This is a genomic window from Glutamicibacter sp. TV12E (genome assembly GCF_052441935.1).
Classification (GTDB): Bacteria; Actinomycetota; Actinomycetes; order Actinomycetales; family Micrococcaceae; genus Glutamicibacter.
In genome coordinates this window covers 2422786-2439870 of the sequence record NZ_JBQVVF010000001.1, presented here as the reverse complement: position 1 = coordinate 2439870, position 17085 = coordinate 2422786, and the positions used below count along the sequence as shown (strand labels likewise).

The 17085-nt window shown below is 60.3% G+C and carries 19 protein-coding genes; 7 read left to right on the top strand and 12 right to left on the bottom strand.

Going from position 1 to position 17085, the window contains the following annotated elements; all coding sequences use genetic code 11:
• Positions 1-26 precede the first annotated feature (26 nt).
• The 7 genes from ACT7DV_RS11430 (at position 27) to asd (ending at position 6632) form a co-directional block, all read left to right on the top strand.
• Positions 27-2243 carry an RNA degradosome polyphosphate kinase gene (locus ACT7DV_RS11430; protein ID WP_444662674.1) on the top strand — a complete coding sequence of 739 codons (2217 nt, stop codon included), beginning with the start codon at positions 27-29 and terminating at the stop codon, positions 2241-2243.
• Positions 2244-2245: 2 nt separating this feature from the next.
• Positions 2246-3250 carry an NUDIX hydrolase gene (locus tag ACT7DV_RS11425; RefSeq protein WP_444664847.1) on the top strand — a complete coding sequence of 335 codons (1005 nt, stop codon included), beginning with the start codon at positions 2246-2248 and terminating at the stop codon, positions 3248-3250.
• Positions 3251-3384: 134 nt separating this feature from the next.
• Positions 3385-3717 carry a GNAT family N-acetyltransferase gene (locus ACT7DV_RS11420; protein WP_060702248.1) on the top strand — a complete coding sequence of 111 codons (333 nt, stop codon included), beginning with the start codon at positions 3385-3387 and terminating at the stop codon, positions 3715-3717.
• Positions 3718-3790: 73 nt separating this feature from the next.
• A complete protein-coding gene (locus ACT7DV_RS11415) occupies positions 3791-4594 on the top strand; it encodes a thymidylate synthase (protein ID WP_444662671.1) in 804 nt (267 codons plus the stop codon).
• Positions 4591-5166 (top strand): dihydrofolate reductase, encoded by a 576-nt coding sequence (locus ACT7DV_RS11410; protein ID WP_444662669.1) that lies wholly within the window; start codon positions 4591-4593, stop codon positions 5164-5166. Before ACT7DV_RS11415 ends, ACT7DV_RS11410 begins: the two co-directional genes overlap by 4 nt.
• A gap of 7 nt (positions 5167-5173) precedes the next feature.
• Positions 5174-5401, top strand: coding sequence for an NF038396 family protein (locus ACT7DV_RS11405; RefSeq protein ID WP_444662668.1), 228 nt, complete (start codon positions 5174-5176; stop codon positions 5399-5401).
• 112 nt (positions 5402-5513) lie between these two features.
• Positions 5514-6632 (top strand): aspartate-semialdehyde dehydrogenase, encoded by a 1119-nt coding sequence (gene asd, locus ACT7DV_RS11400; RefSeq protein WP_444662666.1) that lies wholly within the window; start codon positions 5514-5516, stop codon positions 6630-6632.
• Between the two features lie 85 nt (positions 6633-6717).
• Here asd and ACT7DV_RS11395 read toward each other — a convergent pair whose 3' ends face one another.
• From ACT7DV_RS11395 to ACT7DV_RS11340, 12 genes are all read right to left on the bottom strand, one after another.
• Entirely contained in the window at positions 6718-7248 is a 531-nt protein-coding gene (locus ACT7DV_RS11395) for a GNAT family N-acetyltransferase (protein ID WP_444662665.1), read from the bottom strand.
• Positions 7249-7293: 45 nt separating this feature from the next.
• Positions 7294-8355, bottom strand: coding sequence for a UDP-N-acetylmuramate dehydrogenase (locus ACT7DV_RS11390; protein WP_444664846.1), 1062 nt, complete (start codon positions 8353-8355; stop codon positions 7294-7296).
• Positions 8356-8408: 53 nt separating this feature from the next.
• The gene (locus ACT7DV_RS11385; RefSeq protein ID WP_444662663.1) at positions 8409-9638 is read right to left on the bottom strand and encodes an MFS transporter; all 1230 of its coding nucleotides are present in this window, start codon (positions 9636-9638) and stop codon (positions 8409-8411) included.
• A complete protein-coding gene (locus tag ACT7DV_RS11380; RefSeq protein WP_444662661.1) occupies positions 9614-10054 on the bottom strand; it encodes a MaoC family dehydratase in 441 nt (146 codons plus the stop codon). The genes ACT7DV_RS11385 and ACT7DV_RS11380 overlap by 25 nt, the downstream gene beginning before the upstream one ends.
• Before the next feature lie 2 nt (positions 10055-10056).
• Positions 10057-10503: a MaoC family dehydratase N-terminal domain-containing protein gene (locus ACT7DV_RS11375; RefSeq protein ID WP_060702257.1), complete on the bottom strand. Its 447-nt coding sequence runs from the start codon at positions 10501-10503 to the stop codon at positions 10057-10059.
• Positions 10504-10600: 97 nt separating this feature from the next.
• Complete coding sequence (locus tag ACT7DV_RS11370; RefSeq protein ID WP_444662659.1) at positions 10601-10876, bottom strand: hypothetical protein; 276 nt, start codon at positions 10874-10876, stop codon at positions 10601-10603.
• Positions 10877-10965: 89 nt separating this feature from the next.
• Positions 10966-11907 carry a DUF2797 domain-containing protein gene (locus ACT7DV_RS11365; RefSeq protein ID WP_444662657.1) on the bottom strand — a complete coding sequence of 314 codons (942 nt, stop codon included), beginning with the start codon at positions 11905-11907 and terminating at the stop codon, positions 10966-10968.
• 52 nt (positions 11908-11959) lie between these two features.
• Positions 11960-12772, bottom strand: coding sequence for an ABC transporter ATP-binding protein (locus tag ACT7DV_RS11360; protein ID WP_444662656.1), 813 nt, complete (start codon positions 12770-12772; stop codon positions 11960-11962).
• Positions 12772-13872: a FecCD family ABC transporter permease gene (locus tag ACT7DV_RS11355; protein WP_444662654.1), complete on the bottom strand. Its 1101-nt coding sequence runs from the start codon at positions 13870-13872 to the stop codon at positions 12772-12774. Before ACT7DV_RS11355 ends, ACT7DV_RS11360 begins: the two co-directional genes overlap by 1 nt.
• Positions 13869-14912, bottom strand: coding sequence for a FecCD family ABC transporter permease (locus ACT7DV_RS11350; protein WP_444662652.1), 1044 nt, complete (start codon positions 14910-14912; stop codon positions 13869-13871). Before ACT7DV_RS11350 ends, ACT7DV_RS11355 begins: the two co-directional genes overlap by 4 nt.
• A 57-nt stretch (positions 14913-14969) precedes the next feature.
• A complete protein-coding gene (locus tag ACT7DV_RS11345) occupies positions 14970-16019 on the bottom strand; it encodes an iron-siderophore ABC transporter substrate-binding protein (RefSeq protein WP_444662650.1) in 1050 nt (349 codons plus the stop codon).
• 194 nt (positions 16020-16213) lie between these two features.
• Positions 16214-16987: a helix-turn-helix domain-containing protein gene (locus ACT7DV_RS11340; RefSeq protein ID WP_444662648.1), complete on the bottom strand. Its 774-nt coding sequence runs from the start codon at positions 16985-16987 to the stop codon at positions 16214-16216.
• Positions 16988-17085: the final 98 nt, after the last annotated feature.

The window sequence follows — 17085 nt, the reverse complement described above, 5'->3', positions numbered from 1 at the left end:
CTCGCAGGAAGAAATGAGTTCAGCAGATGACTAGCTCCCCCCAGGAAACTACTTCTCACTTACGCGATGTTCCCTCTTCGAAAGTCAACGAAGACAGAATTGAGCCAGCTGAATCACTTCCGGACTTGCACCCCGCGGGCGAATTCCACAACGAGCGTTTTCTCGATCGCGAACTGAGCTGGCTGCACTTTAATGCCCGCGTGCTGGAACTGGCCGAAGACACGACACTGCCGCTCCTGGAGCGCGTGAACTTCTTGTCCATCTTTGCCTCGAACCTCGATGAATTCTTCATGGTTCGCGTCGCCGGCCTCAAGCGCCGCATTGCCGCAGGGCTCGCAGTGCCCGCGGCCAATGGCATGAATCCGGTTGACCAGCTTGAGCTGCTGCTGTCCTCCGCCCACGCGCTGCAAACGCGGCACGCAAAAGTATTCTCCGATTCGGTCACTCCGGATTTGGCTGAGCAGGGCATCCGCATCACTACCTGGGAAGATCTCTCGGCAAGCGAACGAGACGTGCTCTCCAAGTGGTTCGTCTCCCAGGTCTTCCCGGTGCTCACCCCACTGGCCGTTGACCCGGCACACCCTTTCCCCTATATCTCGGGCTTGTCACTGAATCTTGCCGTGGTCGTCCGCAACCCGCTGACTGGCAAGCAGCTCTTTGCCCGACTGAAGGTTCCGGACACCATCGCGCGCCTGATCAGCATTGACGGCACCCGTGCCGCCCATTCATCGCATCGCACCGCGCGTTTCATTCCCCTTGAGGCGCTTATCGCAGTGCACCTTGAGCTGCTCTTCCCGGGCATGGAAATCGTTGAACACCATTTCTTCCGCGTCACCCGTAACGAGGATCTGGAAGTCGAAGAAGACGACGCGGAAAACCTGCTCCAGGCTCTGGAGAAGGAGCTGTTGCGCCGCCGCTTCGGCCCACCGGTGCGACTTGAGGTTGCCGATGACATCAACCCGGAAATCATGGAGTTGCTAACCCGGGAATTGGCGGTCGAAGAAGACGAAGTCTTCAAGCTGCCAGCCCCGCTGGATCTGCGTGGACTCGGCGTCATCGCTTCGCTGGACCGTGCCGAATTGCATTACACGAAGCACATGGGCCACACTTCGCGGCACTTGAACGAATCGGAAACGGCCAAGGCAGCCAACGTATTTGCCGCCGTTCGCCGGCGCGACATCTTGTTGCACCACCCGTATGATTCCTTCTCCACCAGCGTTCAGGCGTTCTTGGAGCAGGCTGCTGCCGACCCGAAAGTCATGGCGATCAAGCAGACCTTGTACCGCACTAGTGGCGATTCACCCATCGTCGATGCTTTGATTGACGCTGCCGAAGCTGGCAAGCAGGTTTTGGCCCTGGTGGAAATTAAGGCCCGTTTTGACGAGCAGGCGAATATTTCCTGGGCGAGGAAGCTAGAACAGGCCGGCGTCCACGTCGTATATGGCATCGTGGGCCTCAAGACCCACTCCAAGTTGTCCCTCGTGGTGCGCCGCGAAGGGGACAAGCTGCGGCGCTACTGCCACATCGGCACCGGCAACTACCACCCGCGCACCGCTCGCTACTACGAAGACTTCGGGTTGCTCACTTGTGACGACGCGGTCGGCGAAGACGTGTCCAAGCTCTTCAACCAGCTTTCCGGGTATGCTCCGCGCTCCACCTACAGCCGTTTGCTCGTGGCCCCGCGCTCGGTGCGCACCGGCTTGCTGGCACACATCGAAAAGGAAATCGCCAACGCAAAGTCGGGCCTTGAGGCCAAGGTGGTCATCAAGGTGAACTCCATCGTTGATGAAGCGATTATCGATTCGCTGTACCGGGCCAGCCAGGCAGGTGTCAAAGTTGAAGTGATTGTTCGCGGCATCTGCGCCCTGCGCCCAGGTGTTCCGGGTTTGAGCGAAAACATCGAAGTGCGTTCCATCCTGGGCCGCTTCTTGGAGCACAGCCGCGTCTTCATGTTTGCCAACGCCGGAGACCCGCTGGTCTACATCGGTTCGGCCGACATGATGCACCGCAATTTGGACCGCCGAGTCGAGGCTTTGGTCTCCCTGCGCAACCCAGAAGACGTTGAGGACCTGACCAATCAGCTTGAGCTCTACATGGCCGGCTCCACGGCCTCTTGGCACCTGAATTCCGACGGCGAATGGATCCGCCATTCCCAGGATGACGAAGGCAACCCGTTGACCGATATCCAGTTCTGGCTTATCGATGACCATGCCCGCCGACGCAATAGTGGACGTAACAGCTAGTGATCGAACCTCAACTGCACGAAGCCGCTTTGCGGGTTCGTGAGATCATCCGTTCGGTGGATGCCGAGGAAATCACTCTCGGCGACTTTGACATCGTCGCCGCCGGTGCGATCCCCTGGCGGATCGTCGATGACAAATTGGAAGTGCTGCTGATTCATCGGCCAAAGTATGACGACTGGTCATGGCCCAAGGGCAAACTGGATCCGGGCGAGTCCATCGCCGAATGCGCCGTGCGCGAAGTGCGTGAAGAAATCGGACTGCGCATTACACTCGGCCTCCCGCTCTCGGCTACGGCTTACTCGGTGAAGCAGAAGTCCAAGGTGGTGTACTACTGGGCGGCCAAGACCGATCCGCAAACATCCATTGATCCCGATGGCGCCGAATGCGATGACACGCGGTGGGTCAGCGCCAAAAAGGCTGCGCAGCTGCTGACCAATCCCACCGACGCGCAACCGCTGGTGGGATTGGTCAAGGCCCACAAGGACGGGACGCTTGACGCCCTTCCCGTCTTGATTGTCCGGCATGCCAAGGCCAAGCCCCGTGGAAACTGGACCCGGGCCGAGGGCGAACGCCCTTTGGCAGCCACAGGCCGGCGCCAGGCACAAGCGGTTTCCCGCATGCTCGAAGCGTGGCAACCAGCCAATATTGCTTCCTCCCCGTGGCTGCGCTGTGTCCAGACCTTCGCCCCGTACGCCACCTTGCACGCGATGAAAATGAAGAACCTTCGGTCGCTCACCGAACATGCCGCGACGCGGCACCCGGATCGCGCGCGCCGCGCCGTCCAGAAGCTTTTCGATAAATATCGCTCCCAGGCTATCTGCACGCACCGGCCGGTCCTACCGTTCGTTTTGGAAGTCCTAGCTGATAACTCGTCGGCTGAATTGGTGAAGTCCCTGCCGAAGAATGACCCCTATCTTGAGCCCGGCTCGCTGATTGTCGCCCAGCAGGTGCAAGGCGCAAAACAGCGGATCGTCTCCTTCGAGATCCACAACCCGTTCCACGACTGATTCCCTGCTCGGCCCTGCCTCTCGGCGGGGCCTTGCCATATTCTCCAGAACTGCTCAAAGTCGTTGCATTCGGCTCCGATTAGGGATAAGACTGTAATCAGCAAACGTTTTTAACCCGAAATCGAGGTACGGTCATGACTGCTCAACAGCCGCGGCAACCAGTGGAAAAAGTTGTTCACCATGGACTGCGCCTTGACCATGACGAAAGCCGCGGACGCTTTTCGCTGTGGCATGGTTCCACCTTCGTGGGCTTCCTTGGCTATTACCGGGAAGGTGACGTCGTTACCCTCCAGCACACCATCGTCAATGAAGAATTCGGCCGTCGCGGATATGCCCGCGCCTTGGTGACGCTGGTGCTGGATCGCTTCAAGAATGAAGGCTTGAAGATCATTCCTGAGTGCAGCTACGTCCAGGACTACCTGCGCCGCTATCCGGAATACAACAGCATGGTTGTCAAGAAGAGCTAGTTTCCACCAATGCGAGATGTGTCATCATGCCCAGTAGTTCACGGTGCGGTTGCCGTGAACTAAACTTGGGTGCGTGAACATCGCGACGCCCTATGAAGACCTGCTCGAAGATGTGCTGGAGAATGGCACCTCTAAAGAAGACCGCACCGGGACCGGAACCATTTCCGTCTTTGGCCGCCAAATCCGCTTTGATCTTCAAGACTCATTTCCGCTGATCACCACGAAAAGAGTGCACTTCAAGTCGGTCGCGGCTGAACTGTTGTGGTTCTTGCGCGGCGAATCCAACGTGAAGTGGCTGCAGGACCAAGGTGTGCGCATCTGGAACGAATGGGCCGACGAAGACGGCGAGCTCGGACCGGTGTACGGAGTCCAGTGGCGCAGCTGGCCAACGCCCGATGGCGGCCACATCGACCAGATTTCCCAGCTGGTCGACTCATTGCGCAACAATCCTGACTCTCGTCGCCATATCGTCTCGGCATGGAACGTCTCCGAGATCCAGAACATGGCATTGCCGCCATGCCACGTCTTCTTCCAGTTCTACGTTGCCGACGGCAAGCTCTCCTGCCAGCTCTACCAGCGCAGTGCAGACATGTTCCTCGGCGTGCCATTCAACATCGCTTCCTACGCCTTGCTGACCATGATGCTGGCACAGCAGCTGGATCTTGAGCCCGGTGAATTCATTTGGACCGGTGGCGACGTGCACATCTACACAAACCACCTGGAACAGGTCAAGGAACAGCTACGCCGGGATCCCTACCCGTACCCGACCTTGAGCTTCACTTCCAAGCCTTCCTCAATTTTTGACTACACGCTGGAAGACTTCACGATCAACGATTACCAGCACCACCCGACGATCAAGGGAACTGTCGCCGTATGACCGAAGCACCACGCCACGCTGAGAGATTAGAACCACTGCTCGGAGCTATTTGGGCCCAGGCGAACAACGGGATTATTGGCGCGCAGGGCACCATGCCGTGGCATGTGCCAGAAGATCTGGCGCACTTCAAGCGCATCACTGCCGGGCACCCGGTGGTCATGGGGCGCACGACATGGAATTCATTCCCCGCAAAGTTCCGCCCGCTTCCCGGACGCACCAACATTGTGCTGACCGGCCAAGCCGAGCTGCATGAGCAGCTGCGCAAGGACGGAGCCGTTCCGGCATCGACCTTGGATGAAGCCTTGGCTTTGGCCCGCAAGGCTGAAGGCGGCGAAGAAGTGTGGATCATTGGTGGCGGAAAAGTTTATGCCCAGGCGCTGTCGCTCTTGGACGTAGCGGTAATTACCAAACTGGATCTGGAGCCAGCTGGTGATACTTCTGCCCCGCAGCTTTCCAGCGACTTCGCCATCGGAGCCACCGAACCTGCACAAGATCCGGATGAAGCCAACTGGCATGCCTCCTCCACCGGTATCCGCTACCGCTTTGAAACCTGGCTGCGCCAGAAGGACTAGGACAACCATGAAAAAATACCTCGGAGAGCTCAAGCAGCACTCGGAAGCACTATTCGTTCTCGGCTACATGCTTTTCCCGCTGCTGGCACTGGTTGTCGCGGCCCTCGGCTTCTTCATGGTGCTGGGAGGCCACAAAATCTTCGGCTTGGTCCTCTTGCTGGTTCCAGCGCAGATCTTCATCTTCTCGGCCGTCTGGGCCATTAATAACCGCAAGCGCCTGCTTGAGGAAAAGTAAAACTTTTGCTGTACCGAATCACACCTGAACCCTGCTGGGGCTTGGGTGTGATTCTGCTTTAACTGCTGTAACGAACCGGGCTCCATAGCCTGATCGCCCCTACCATGGAGACATGACTTCATCTGTTGGTTTTGTAGGTTACCGTGGCATGGTTGGCTCCGTGCTGATGCAGCGCATGCTCGACGAGGGCGACTTTGCGCAGATCGATCCGGTATTTTTCTCCACGTCGAATGCCGGCGGCCAGGCACCTTCCTTCGCAGAAGGCGCCGGCGCGCTAGAGGATGCGTATGACATCCAGACGCTGTCCAAGCTGCCGATTATCGTCACCGCTCAGGGCGGAGACTACACAACCAAGGTCCATGCAGAACTGCGCAAAGCGGGCTGGGATGGCCTGTGGATCGATGCCGCGTCCACGCTGCGCATGAATGATGACGCGGTCATCGTCTTGGATCCCGTGAACCGCAACGTCATCGACCAGTCCCTTGAATCAGGCGTGAAGGACTTTGTCGGCGGCAACTGCACCGTCTCGTGCATGCTGATGGGCTTGGGCGGGCTATTCAAGAACAACCTGGTCGAGTGGGGCACCGCGATGACCTACCAGGCCGCTTCCGGCGGCGGCGCCCGCCATATGCGCGAGCTGCTCACCCAGTTCGGCGACATCAACGCCTCGGTAGGTGCCGAATTGGCCGACCCGGCTAGCGCGATCCTGGACATTGACCGCAAGGTGCTCGAAACCCAGCGCGGCACTTTGGATGCTGCGCAATTCGGCGTCCCGCTCGGTGGCTCGCTGATCCCATGGATCGATGCCGATCTGGGTAATGGCCAGTCCCGTGAAGAGTGGAAGGCAGGCATGGAGACCAACAAGATCCTGCAGACCTCGGGCGAGGACCACATCATCATGGACGGCCTGTGCGTACGCATCGGCGCCATGCGCTCGCACTCGCAGGCGCTGACCTTGAAGCTGAAGGAAGATCTGCCGGTTTCCGAGATCGAGGCGATTCTGGCGGCCGACAACGAGTGGGCCAAGGTCATTCCCAACGAAAAGGAAGCGACCATGAACCAGCTGACCCCGGTGGCTGCCTCCGGCACCTTGGACATCCCGGTGGGTCGAATCCGCAAGCTGGAAATGGGCCCGGAATACATCTCGGCCTTCACCGTGGGCGACCAGCTCCTCTGGGGCGCCGCTGAGCCGCTGCGCCGCATGCTGGCCATCGCCCAGGGCCGCCTCTAAGCTCCCTGGGTCATCCAACAATTACGGCTCGGGCCGAAACAGGATTCTGTTTCGGCCCGAGCCGTTTGCCTTGCCGGTCGGCAACTTACATCGACCGCCAAAATTCGTGGCGAAGCAATGAATAAATGTATTGGTCATGCCAGCGGCCATTACGCCACTGGGACTGCCGGATGACCCCTTCACGGCTGAATCCCGCTTTTTCCAGGCTGCGCTGTTCGGCAATATTCCCAGCTGCCGTGGTCGCTTGGATGCGGTGGCGCGGGTAATGGGCAAAAAGGTAGTCAGCCAAGAGCCGCTGTGCTTGGGTTCCATGGCCCTGGCCCCGGTGCTCTGTGAAGATGCCGATGGCAATCTCCCAGCAGGCCGAGGTATTGGCCCGTCCCCAACTGGTGACTGTGAACCAATCAACTTTGCCGATGGTCCGCTCCCCCAGGCAGATAGCCATGGCTCCATCATTGCCGCCGATAAATTGGTCGTGGCTCAGCCGGGTGCGCAGCTTCTGGGTATCCCAGAATCCAAACCATTGGGATTCGCCGGCTCCTTCGAGCGACTGGAAGTTTTCCTCGATTAGATCGATATCGCCGCTGGAGAGCTTGCGCAAGGTCAGTTCTGGCATCAGCGTGGCACTTTCTGGATAGGTACAGCCCTTGGCTCCAGGCTATTAAAGCTCCAGGCCGATGAGCAATGGCTCGTTGACCAGCATAATCCCAAATCGTTCTTGCACGCCGGCACGCACAGCGCGGGCAATGGCCACAATGTCCGCGGCCTTTGCCTCGCCTCGGTTGGTGATGGCCAGGGTGTGCTTGGTGGACAGCGAGGCACGGCCTTCTGCCACGCTGAAGCCGCCGGTGCCTTCAAGCCCGTAGCCCTTGCCGAAGCCCGCCTGGTCAATCAGCCAGGCCGCGGACAGTTTCACCATGCCTTCTTGCGGCACCGGGTAGTTCGGGGCATTCTCCGGAAGCCGCTCAAGGACCCCGGCATCGACGATCGGGTTGGTGAAGAAGGAGCCGGTGGAGTGCGAGTCGGGATCCTTCGGGTCGAAAACCATTCCCTTGGTACGGCGCAGTTCAAGAACTGTCTGGCGCACCAGGAGCGCGTCGGCACGATCGCCGGCCTCCACATCCAAGCGCCGGGCCAGCTCGGCGTAGCGGATCGGCGCCGACAGGGTCTCACGCTCAAGCAGGAAGGCAACTTCCAGGACCACGTAGCGTGGCGATCCGTCATTGCTGGTTCGCTTGATGACCGAATCGCGATAGGCAAATTCCAGTTGGGAGTTATCCAGCTTGAGCACCTGGCTGGTTTGACGGTCGTAGACCCTGGCCCAAGCCAGGGCCTGGGAGACGTCTGCCCCGTAGGCGCCGACGTTCTGCACTGGCGTGGCTCCGGTGCATCCAGGAATTCCGGAGAGCGCTTCAAGGCCGCTGAGCCCTTGGACGAGGCTGTATTCAACGGTGGCGTCCCAGCTTTCACCGGCAGCAGCACGGAGCAGGACTTTGCCCGATGGCTGTTCGTCGAGGTGCAGGCCGCGGGTGGCGATCTGGATGGCCACGCCCGGGAATCCTTCGTCGCTGATGACCAGGTTCGATCCACCCCCGATCAGCAGGACATTCTGGCCCGAGCTATCTGCAGCCGCGACGGCTTGGGCGAGTTCAGCCTCGCTCGTGGCGGTGACCAGCTGATGCGCGGGCCCGCCAACGCGGGTTGTCGTCAGGTTTTTCAGCATTGATTCCATGTGCTTTCAGTGTCGAGGCCATAGCGTTCAGCCAGGTCAACAATCTAGTTTTCGGTTGCTTCGTCGTGTTGCGGATATCCTGCGGCATTCGAAGAGAGGATGAATGCGACAATGATCAGCAGGGAGATCGAGCCCAGCGCTGGCAGCAGGCCAATGGCCTGGGCCAGCAGGCCCAGCAGTGGCGGGCCGCCGAGGAATGCGCCATAGCCGATGGTGGAGACCACTGCGACACGCGTGGCAGCATGCAGCGGATCATCGGAGGCGGCGCTCATTGCCAGCGGGAAGGTCAAGGCCACGCCCATGCCCCAAATGGCCAGGGCGGCAAAGGCCAGCGGCAGGCTATTGCCAAAGGCGAAGAGCAATACGCCGATCAATGCGCTCATGGCGCTGGCACGGATCATGGTGACCCGGCCTAGCCGCAAGATCAGATCGCCGGACAACAATCTGGTCAGGGTCATGGCCGTGACAAAAATGCCATAGCCGATCGCTCCGGTTGCTTCCGTGCTCTGATACCCGTCGGCCAGGGCCAATGCCACCCAGTCCCCCGCAGCGCCTTCGGCGAGCGCCATGCCCAAAACCAGCACGCCGAGCAGCACGGTCTGCGGTTCGCTCCACGCGCGCCGCAGCGACGGGCCATTGGAAGTTCGCGGGGTGCGGCTGAAGTCTTCACCGAAGAACCGCGAGCTGTAGAGCACCGTGCCGATGATGACCAGGCCGATCAGCCCATAGTGGTAATGAAGCGGCAGGCCGATGGCGGCGGCCAGTGCGCCGATCCCGGCGCCGATGACGGTTCCGATGGAAAAGAATCCGTGCAGGGCCGGCATGATGCTCTTGCCCAGGGCCCGTTCCATGGCAGCGCCCTGCACGTTCGAGGCCACATTCCACGAAGCGGTCCCCAGCCCCTGGGTGAACAGGAAAATGCCGCAGGCCAGGGTGCTGTCCAGGACTCCGGTGCTGAATCCGACAAGGAGCAGGGAGCCGCCACCGATGGTTGCGGCAATGCGCATGACGTTGGCTGCGCCCAGGCGCAGCACCAATTGGCCTGAGACCGAGACGGACAGGAAGGATCCTGCGCTCATGCACAACAGGAGCAGGCCCACGTTGGCGTGGTCGAGGTCAAGTGCGTCGCGCACTGCTGGCAGTCGCGAGACCAGGGCGGAGATCAATAGTCCGCTGGCCAGGTAGGCTGCCATCAACGCGTTGCGCCAGCGGGTTGCCAGCTGGTGCGCATTGCCGTTTGGGTGCATCTCTAGAGCTGCACCACTGCTTGGCACTTGAGCAGCACCTTGCTGTCGTTGGCGGTGACGGCCAGGTCGATGCGGGCGGTGCGCTGTTCGCTATCGAGCGCGCCGACCTTGCCTTCCACCTGGATGCTGGTGCCTTCAAAGTCACCCGGGTTGCTGCCCTCGGGATCTTCGACCACCACCGGCTTGGTGAAGCGGGTCTGGTAGTCGATGATGGCTCCGGGGTTTCCCACCCACTGCGATACCAGGTCGATGACCGAGCCCATGGTGAACATGCCGTGGGCGATGACCGAGGGAAGCTCTACTTCCTTGGCGAAGCGCTCATTCCAGTGGATCGGGTTGAAGTCCCCCGAGGCGCCTGCGTAGCGTACGAGGTCCGCGCGGTTGACCTGCACAATGTGGGAACCGATGACCGTTCCCTTTTCAAGGCTTTCGAATTCGATCATGCTTAGTCCTCAGCTCGTACCAGTAGCGATGAGATGGTGGTGGCGACCGATTCGCCGGCCACGGTGGTGATTTCGGCGCGCGTGGTGATCATCGCGCCGGCGCCCATTTCGCGGACCTGGTCAACATGCAGTTCTGCAACCAGTTCGTCGCCGGCGACAATTGGGCGGTGGTGGGTGAAGCGCTGGTCTGCGTGGACCACCCGGGAGAAATCGATGCCCGAGGCCGGGTCGGCAATCAGCTGCGCGTCGGCGCGCTGTGCCACGATGATGGCGAAAGTTGGGGGCGCGACCACGTCGGCGTAGCCCAGCTCCTGGGCTGCCTGCACGTCGAAGTGAGCTGGCGAAGTGGCCTTGGTTGCCTGAGCAAATTCGCGGATTTTTTCGCGTCCTACCTGGTAGGACTCTCCAGCGGGGAATACGCGCCCCACTAGTTCGGGATTGATGCCCATGGATTCTCCTGAACGTTGATGTAACTGAAAATGACGTGCTGGAGCAAGAAGTGTTTCTGCTCTGGCCCGCCATCTGCGGTGTGGTTCTAGCTAAAACTTACTGTGCGTCGTCGGCTGGGCGCTTGGAAGCCCGTGGGGCGGCCAGGCCGTTCTCGACGCGCCACTGGCGGGCGTCCTTGGCCCGGACCATCATGCCGGCGATGTGGCAGAGCATGCCGACGATCATGATGCCGATGGCAGTGTACACCGTGGGCAAGGATGGAATGTTGGCGCCGATGATCGCCAGGATTATGCCTATTCCCATGATGGCCATGGCCGTGAAGACGAGCTTCTTATAGCGTGGTGAGGCAGCTTCCCAAGGAGTGTTGGTCATGGATCAAGTCTAGTTCAGCTCTGGCTTCAGGGCTCATTGGCGCAACGGCATTTCCTCGTGACTCCACCGACAGGGTCTGGACGATGGATCTAGAACAACGCCGACTGCTCTTCCCTGAATTCCCCGCGTTCCTCAGCCAGATCCACCTGGCGGGTTTTCAGCTCGGCCGCATCAAGCAGGCGCAAGGTGGTGCCATCCCCGCTATCGGCCATGATGCTTTGGCCCAGCACCCCTCGGATGCGCAGCTTGTGCCGCGCACCGGGCACCGGGGAGGACCAGGCGTGCAGGGCGCGGGTGCTCCACGCATCGATGACCGGGCGGGCGAAGCCCGGTTGCTCCCAGAGCTCATCACGCAGCTGGACCCCGTAGGTTTCCAGTCCCCGTTGGGCAGCCAAGAAGTCGCGGGCCTGGTCGGCTGCCTGGCCATTGATGGCATCCAGCTGCTGGTAGTCAAGCTCCCAGCCGACCAGTCCCTTGATCTTGGATTTTTGCCGCACCTGCTGGCTCAATCCCACGTGCTCGGTGACCAGGTCTTCAAGTACCCGGATTGCTGTGCCGTCGTTGGCGCGGGCAATGTAGCGGGCAATCACTGCTCCCTGCTGCGCCAGGCGGGTCCATTGGCTCTGGGTCGAGGTGGTTCCCACCTTGGTGGCACCGTGGGCGAAGCTGGCGATATACAGGAAATGCGGCTGTTCCAGATATTTGCGCATGCCTTCGGGGGCTTCTCCCGTCTTGTGGAAGTGGTGCATGAATTTGGAATGGTCCAGCCTGCGGCAGCTCTCGCACTGGGTGCCGGTGCGCAAGGCCTTGATTCTGGGGCATGGCAGAACATTGCGTGAGCCATCGCGATTCATGGTGATGTAGCCGAGGCAGAATTTCAGATCCCCGACCGCCAGGCTCAGCGAGCGGTTCAGCTCCAGGTATTCGGTTTTCCAGTTCTCCCCGGTGCGCAGCCGGAGCATGGGCGCCTGCTCGTGCTGGGAGAATCCGATGCCGTGGCAAAGTTGCCGGGAAACGCTAGCGAGTTCCATCAATACCTTCCTGAAGCTATCCCTACAACCTTAGGGCACGCCGCATTGCCGGCTACGCTCCGGCATGCTCCAGCATGTGGTGCCTTCCTGCCGGCAGGATCAATGGCTTGAGGGTGCTCGGGTCGGCAATCACCTGGCACTGAAGCCCGAAGACCTCGTGGACCACCTGTGCGGTGAGGATGTCTTCCGGCTTGCCCTGCGCGCGGATGGAACCATCGCGCAGGGCAATGAGGTGGTCCGAGTAGCGGGCGGCCAGATTCAGGTCATGGAGCACCATCACCACGGTAGTCCCTCGTTGCCGGTTCAAGTCGGTGAGCAGATCCAGCACATCCAACTGGTGGCTGACATCCAAAAAGGTGGTGGGTTCATCAAGCAGGAGCGTCTCGGTGCCCTGGGCAAGCGCCATCGCAATCCAAACACGCTGCCGCTGCCCGCCGGAGAGTTCATCTACCGGGCGGTCGGCTAATTCCACGGTGTTGGTGACTTCCAGGGCCTCGGCCACCGCGGCGTCGTCGTCTTTGCTCCAGCGGGCAAACAGGCCCTGATGTGGTTGCCGTCCTCGGCCTACGAGGTCCGCGACGGTGATGCCTTCTGGAGCGATCGGGTTTTGCGGCAGCAGCCCTAGGATCTTGGCCAGGGCCTTGGGCTGCATTCGGTGGATGTCCTTGCCATCGAGCAGCACCTGGCCTGCCTTGGGATGCAGCAGCCGGGACATCGAGCGCAACAGGGTGGATTTTCCGCAGGCGTTGGGGCCGACGATGCAGGTGATCCCGCCCGGCGGAATGCGAAGTTCCAGGCCGTCGATGATGGTGCGTTCGCCGTATCCGACCCGAAGGCCGGCAACGGTCAGTTCACGAGGTGGCATTAGAGCGAGCCTCCAGCCCGATTGGTTCGAATGATGAGGTAGACCAGATACGGTGCTCCGAGCACTCCGGTGATAACTCCCACCGGGAATCTGGTGCCCAGCAGGTATTGGCCAGCAAAGTCTGCAACAAGCACCAGCAGCGCGCCGATGAGGGCCGCCGGGATGAGCTTGGAGCCGCGGGCCCCGATGATGCGGCTGGCTATGGGACCCGACAAGAACGCGACAAAGGCGATGGGGCCGGTGGCGGCGGTGGCGAAGGAAATCAAGCCGACGGCCGCCATGATCACGAGGATTCGAGTGCGCTCTACCCGCATCCCCAGCGCAGCAGCGGTGTCATCGCCCATCTGCAGGCTGTCCAGGTGCCTTGTTTGGCTCAACAGCACGGGGCCGAGCACGCAGAGCGCGATCAACGCTGGCATGGTTTCGCCCCAGGTGCTGCCGTTCAAGCTTCCGGTCAGCCAGCGGGTGGCTTCTTGCAGGTCCCATTGCCCAGCTTGGGTCAGCACCCAGCTGATCAGCGATTCCAGCATGGCTGCCACGCCGATGCCAACCAGGATCAGCCGTGTTCCTGCAGCGCCGCCCTTGTAGGCGAGCAAATAGATCAGCGTCGCGATCAGCAGTCCTGCCACGATGGCGAAGACCGAGACCACGGTCCCTGACAGCGACAGGATGACAATCGCGAAAGCTGCGGCTGCGGAGGCACCGGTGCTGATGCCGATGACGTCGGGGCTGGCCAATGGATTGCGCAAGAGGGTTTGGAAGCTGACCCCGGCTAGTCCGAAACTCAGGCCGGCGATCAGGGCGATGGCGGTTCGCGGCAGGCGCAGCGTACCCACGGTGAAGCTGGCACCGGGCACTTTGTGCCCTTGGATCACTTGCCACACCTGGGCTGGCGAATAGTTGGTTTGTCCCAGGCACAGGCTCAGCACGATCATGGACAGAACCAGCAGGCTGAGCACTGCCATGATGATTCGCCGCTGCTTTGAGCGCTGGTTACGCGCTCCGCGCAACCGCTGGATCAGGGCTGCGCGCTCCTGGCGCACGATGGTCGCTGCCTGGACACCGGGCTGGGTTGCGGTGCCCGAAATGGAATTGTTCACAGTTCTCGCACCTTAGAACGGCGCACGATGATGATGAATACCGGGGCACCTATCAGTGCGGTCAGGATGCCGACATCCAGTTCTCCGGGTCGGGCGACAACCCGCCCGATGATATCCGAGAGCACCAGCAGCCCGGCTCCGGCCAGGGCCGAAAAAGGCAGGAGCCAGCGCTGGTCAATGCCGACCAGCAGCCGGCACATGTGCGGGACAACCAGCCCGACAAAACCGATGGGGCCCGCCATGGCGGTGGCAGCGCCGCACAAGATCACCGCCGCCAAGGCTGAAACGGCTCGAACGACCATGACCTTCTCGCCGAGGCCGGCGGCCAGTTCGTCGCCCAGGGCCAGCGAATTCAGCGAATTGGCGCTGCCTATGGCAATAGCCAGCCCCACGGCCAGGAAGGGCAGCATGGGCGCAATGTTGGCGAAGGTGGCCCCTCCAACGCCTCCTATTTGCCACGAGCGGATGATGTCGGCCAGGTCTGCGCGCGGCAGCGAGATCACGGTGGCAAATGATGCCAGCGCGGCAGAGGTTGCTGCCCCTGCCAGCGCCAATTTCAAAGGCGTCGCTCCCCCGCGTCCCATGGAGCCGACCACGTAAACGAATACCGCGGCCATGGCGGCGCCCAGGATGGCGGCCCAGATATATCCGTGCGCGGTGCTGATGCCAAACCAGGTAATGCCCATGACCACTGCGAGCGATGCGCCCATGTTGACGCCGAGGATGCTCGGATCAGCCAGGGGATTTCTGGTGACTGCTTGCATGATCGCCCCGGAGAGTCCCAGCGCTGCGCCGATGACCAGTGCCAGCACTGTTCGCGGCACACGTTTGACGACGGCCGCTTGCGGCACGTTGTCGCTGTGTCCGAGAAATCCTGCCCAAATGTCTGACGGAGCCACGTGCCTGGCGCCGATGGAAACTGATCCAACGGCCAGTATGAGCACTATCAGTACGGCCATAACCAGCCAGAACAGACGCCGACGGCGTGGCTGGCGAACGGGTGCGCCAGCCACGCCGCGACGTGTAGCAACTGCATTCATAGTGAGGTAATTCCCCGACCTTCAACTTTCGGTGCGTGCGTCGAAGCCAATTGGCGGTTACTTGCCTGCTTTGGATGCTGCTTCATCTAGCAGGTCAAGGTAGTCATCGAGCACCCATGAAATTGCCAGCGGCGTAGGGTTTGCCGCGGTGCCCAGCGGACCGCTTCCATCAAGGGCCACGATTGCTTCGTTCTTGACTGCTGGCATCTGCGACAGCAGCGGATCTGCTTCGAGCGTGTCAATGAGGGTGTCGTTGCCATAGGTGACAATCACATCGACGTCCGAGAGCTCGTCAACGTTTTCGGCTGAGATTTCACCGGAGAACTTCACTTCACCGCTGGAGGCTTCTGCCACTGCCTTGGGAGTGGTCATCCCCAGGTCATCAAAGAATGCGGTGCGGGTGTCGTGCGTGGTGTAGTAGTTGACCGTGGACAGGTCCGCTGGGTCTACGTGAGTCACGAACATCACCGATTTTCCGGTGATGTTGGGGTGCTTTTCGAGACCTTCAGCAATGTCCTGTTCAATGCCCGCGATCATTTCCTTGCCTTCGGCTTCTTGGCCCATGGCTTCGGAGCTGAGTTCAATATTCTCGCGCCAGCTGGTGGACCATGCTGCTTGAGGGTAGGCCACTACAGGAGCGATTTGGCTCAGGGTGTCGTAGTCTTCCTCGGTGAGTCCCGAGTATCCAGCCAAGATCAGGTCCGGGTTGGAATTTGCTACGGCTTCAAAGTCCACGCCATCGGTTTCGTTGAAAAGCACCGGGGTGTCTCCACCGAGCTCGGTGAGCTTTTCCTCGACCCATGGCAGGATTCCGTCGCCGTCATCATCACCAAAATTCGCTGCGGCCATTCCCACTGGGACGACGCCGAGCGCGAGTGGAACTTCCTGGTTGGACCAGTTCACGGTGGCAATGCGTTCGGGCTTCTTGGAGATCTCTGCCGTGCCCAGGGCGTGTTTGATGCTCTTTGGGAAGCCCTGATTTTCTCCGGATGCGGCGGTGGCCTGTTCATCAGAACCCGTGGCGGCTGATGAACATCCTGCCAGCGCCAATGCACCTGCGGTGATGAGGGCGGCAGGTTTCCAGAAGTTGCGGCGTGATGCGAGCATGGGTGATTCTCCACGAGGTGTCAGCGAGTGTGCCCAACAGGGAGGGTGCTTATTTGTCAGAGAATCATTGCCGGCAATAGGTGCAATTCTCGTTTAGCAATCCACTTAGGTGAGCCTTTCCTCTCTATCGTATTGATCGCATGGAATGTTCGCAATCACGCGAAATTGACAATATTCGCGCAAAACGGACACGGCTATTTTGAATCGCGAAAAGTTGAGAGCGTAAATCCCGTATTCCGGCGAAATGCTGCACCCAGTGAGCTCTGGGAGCTGAAGCCAAGCAGCTGGGCAATATCCTGGAGGTCATCGCCTCGAGCCACCATTTTCATGGCTTGCTGCGCATGCAACGAGGCGACCCACCGTGAATAGCCGCTGCCCGTTTCAGCTTGAAACGCCCTGGAGATCGTTCGCCCACTGACCCCCAACCGATCAGACCATTGCTGAAGGCCTAGCGCGGGCTGGGGCTCATCAACCATGACACTAACTATTGGCTGCAGCAGATCCGCCTGTGGCATATGAATGGACAGATGGCCTGGTGCGGGTTCCAAATTATCCATCGCTGCAGCTTCCGTGATGGCACGCGACGTTGGATTCAAGCCCGGATCCGCCAGACGCTCCAAGAGCAGCCTCAACAGAGGTGTTATGACGACCGGGACAGGCTCCAGGGCAATTGGCTCAACACTGTCGATCCCGAAATGGCTCATATTGCACACGCTCCCGGCACAAGCCCGGCCTTCATGCAAGACGCCGGCTGGCAGCCAGACACCCAGCACTGGCGTAATGGTCCACATTCGCGGGCCGACGCTCACAGTGGAAGCGCCACGCTGATTCCATAGCAGCTCGTGCGTTGGGTGGGAATGCGATGTCCAGCAAGTGTCGATGTCAACGCGCTCTTGAAAGAACCCGATAACGAACGGAACATCGATAGCGCCTGCTGCGTAGGCCGGAAGCTTCCGTTGTTCAATCATGACCGCACCTCAGTTGCCTAACGCTCCACGTCCACCCGATAGATTCACGACTTCTTCTGGCCCAATTCTTAGATGGATGACCTACGCTAAAACTATAG

Coding starts and splice junctions, on each gene's coding strand:
- ACT7DV_RS11420 (WP_060702248.1), top strand. CDS start 3,385: ATGACTGCTCAACAGCCGCGGCAACCAGTGGAAAAAGTTGTTCACCAT.
- ACT7DV_RS11350 (WP_444662652.1), bottom strand. CDS start 14,912: ATGAATGCAGTTGCTACACGTCGCGGCGTGGCTGGCGCACCCGTTCGC.
- ACT7DV_RS11375 (WP_060702257.1), bottom strand. CDS start 10,503: ATGGGCATCAATCCCGAACTAGTGGGGCGCGTATTCCCCGCTGGAGAG.
- ACT7DV_RS11410 (WP_444662669.1), top strand. CDS start 4,591: ATGACCGAAGCACCACGCCACGCTGAGAGATTAGAACCACTGCTCGGA.
- asd (WP_444662666.1), top strand. CDS start 5,514: ATGACTTCATCTGTTGGTTTTGTAGGTTACCGTGGCATGGTTGGCTCC.
- ACT7DV_RS11395 (WP_444662665.1), bottom strand. CDS start 7,248: ATGCCAGAACTGACCTTGCGCAAGCTCTCCAGCGGCGATATCGATCTA.
- ACT7DV_RS11405 (WP_444662668.1), top strand. CDS start 5,174: ATGAAAAAATACCTCGGAGAGCTCAAGCAGCACTCGGAAGCACTATTC.
- ACT7DV_RS11365 (WP_444662657.1), bottom strand. CDS start 11,907: ATGGAACTCGCTAGCGTTTCCCGGCAACTTTGCCACGGCATCGGATTC.
- ACT7DV_RS11430 (WP_444662674.1), top strand. CDS start 27: ATGACTAGCTCCCCCCAGGAAACTACTTCTCACTTACGCGATGTTCCC.
- ACT7DV_RS11370 (WP_444662659.1), bottom strand. CDS start 10,876: ATGACCAACACTCCTTGGGAAGCTGCCTCACCACGCTATAAGAAGCTC.
- ACT7DV_RS11340 (WP_444662648.1), bottom strand. CDS start 16,987: ATGATTGAACAACGGAAGCTTCCGGCCTACGCAGCAGGCGCTATCGAT.
- ACT7DV_RS11390 (WP_444664846.1), bottom strand. CDS start 8,355: ATGCTGAAAAACCTGACGACAACCCGCGTTGGCGGGCCCGCGCATCAG.
- ACT7DV_RS11345 (WP_444662650.1), bottom strand. CDS start 16,019: ATGCTCGCATCACGCCGCAACTTCTGGAAACCTGCCGCCCTCATCACC.
- ACT7DV_RS11380 (WP_444662661.1), bottom strand. CDS start 10,054: ATGATCGAATTCGAAAGCCTTGAAAAGGGAACGGTCATCGGTTCCCAC.
- ACT7DV_RS11360 (WP_444662656.1), bottom strand. CDS start 12,772: ATGCCACCTCGTGAACTGACCGTTGCCGGCCTTCGGGTCGGATACGGC.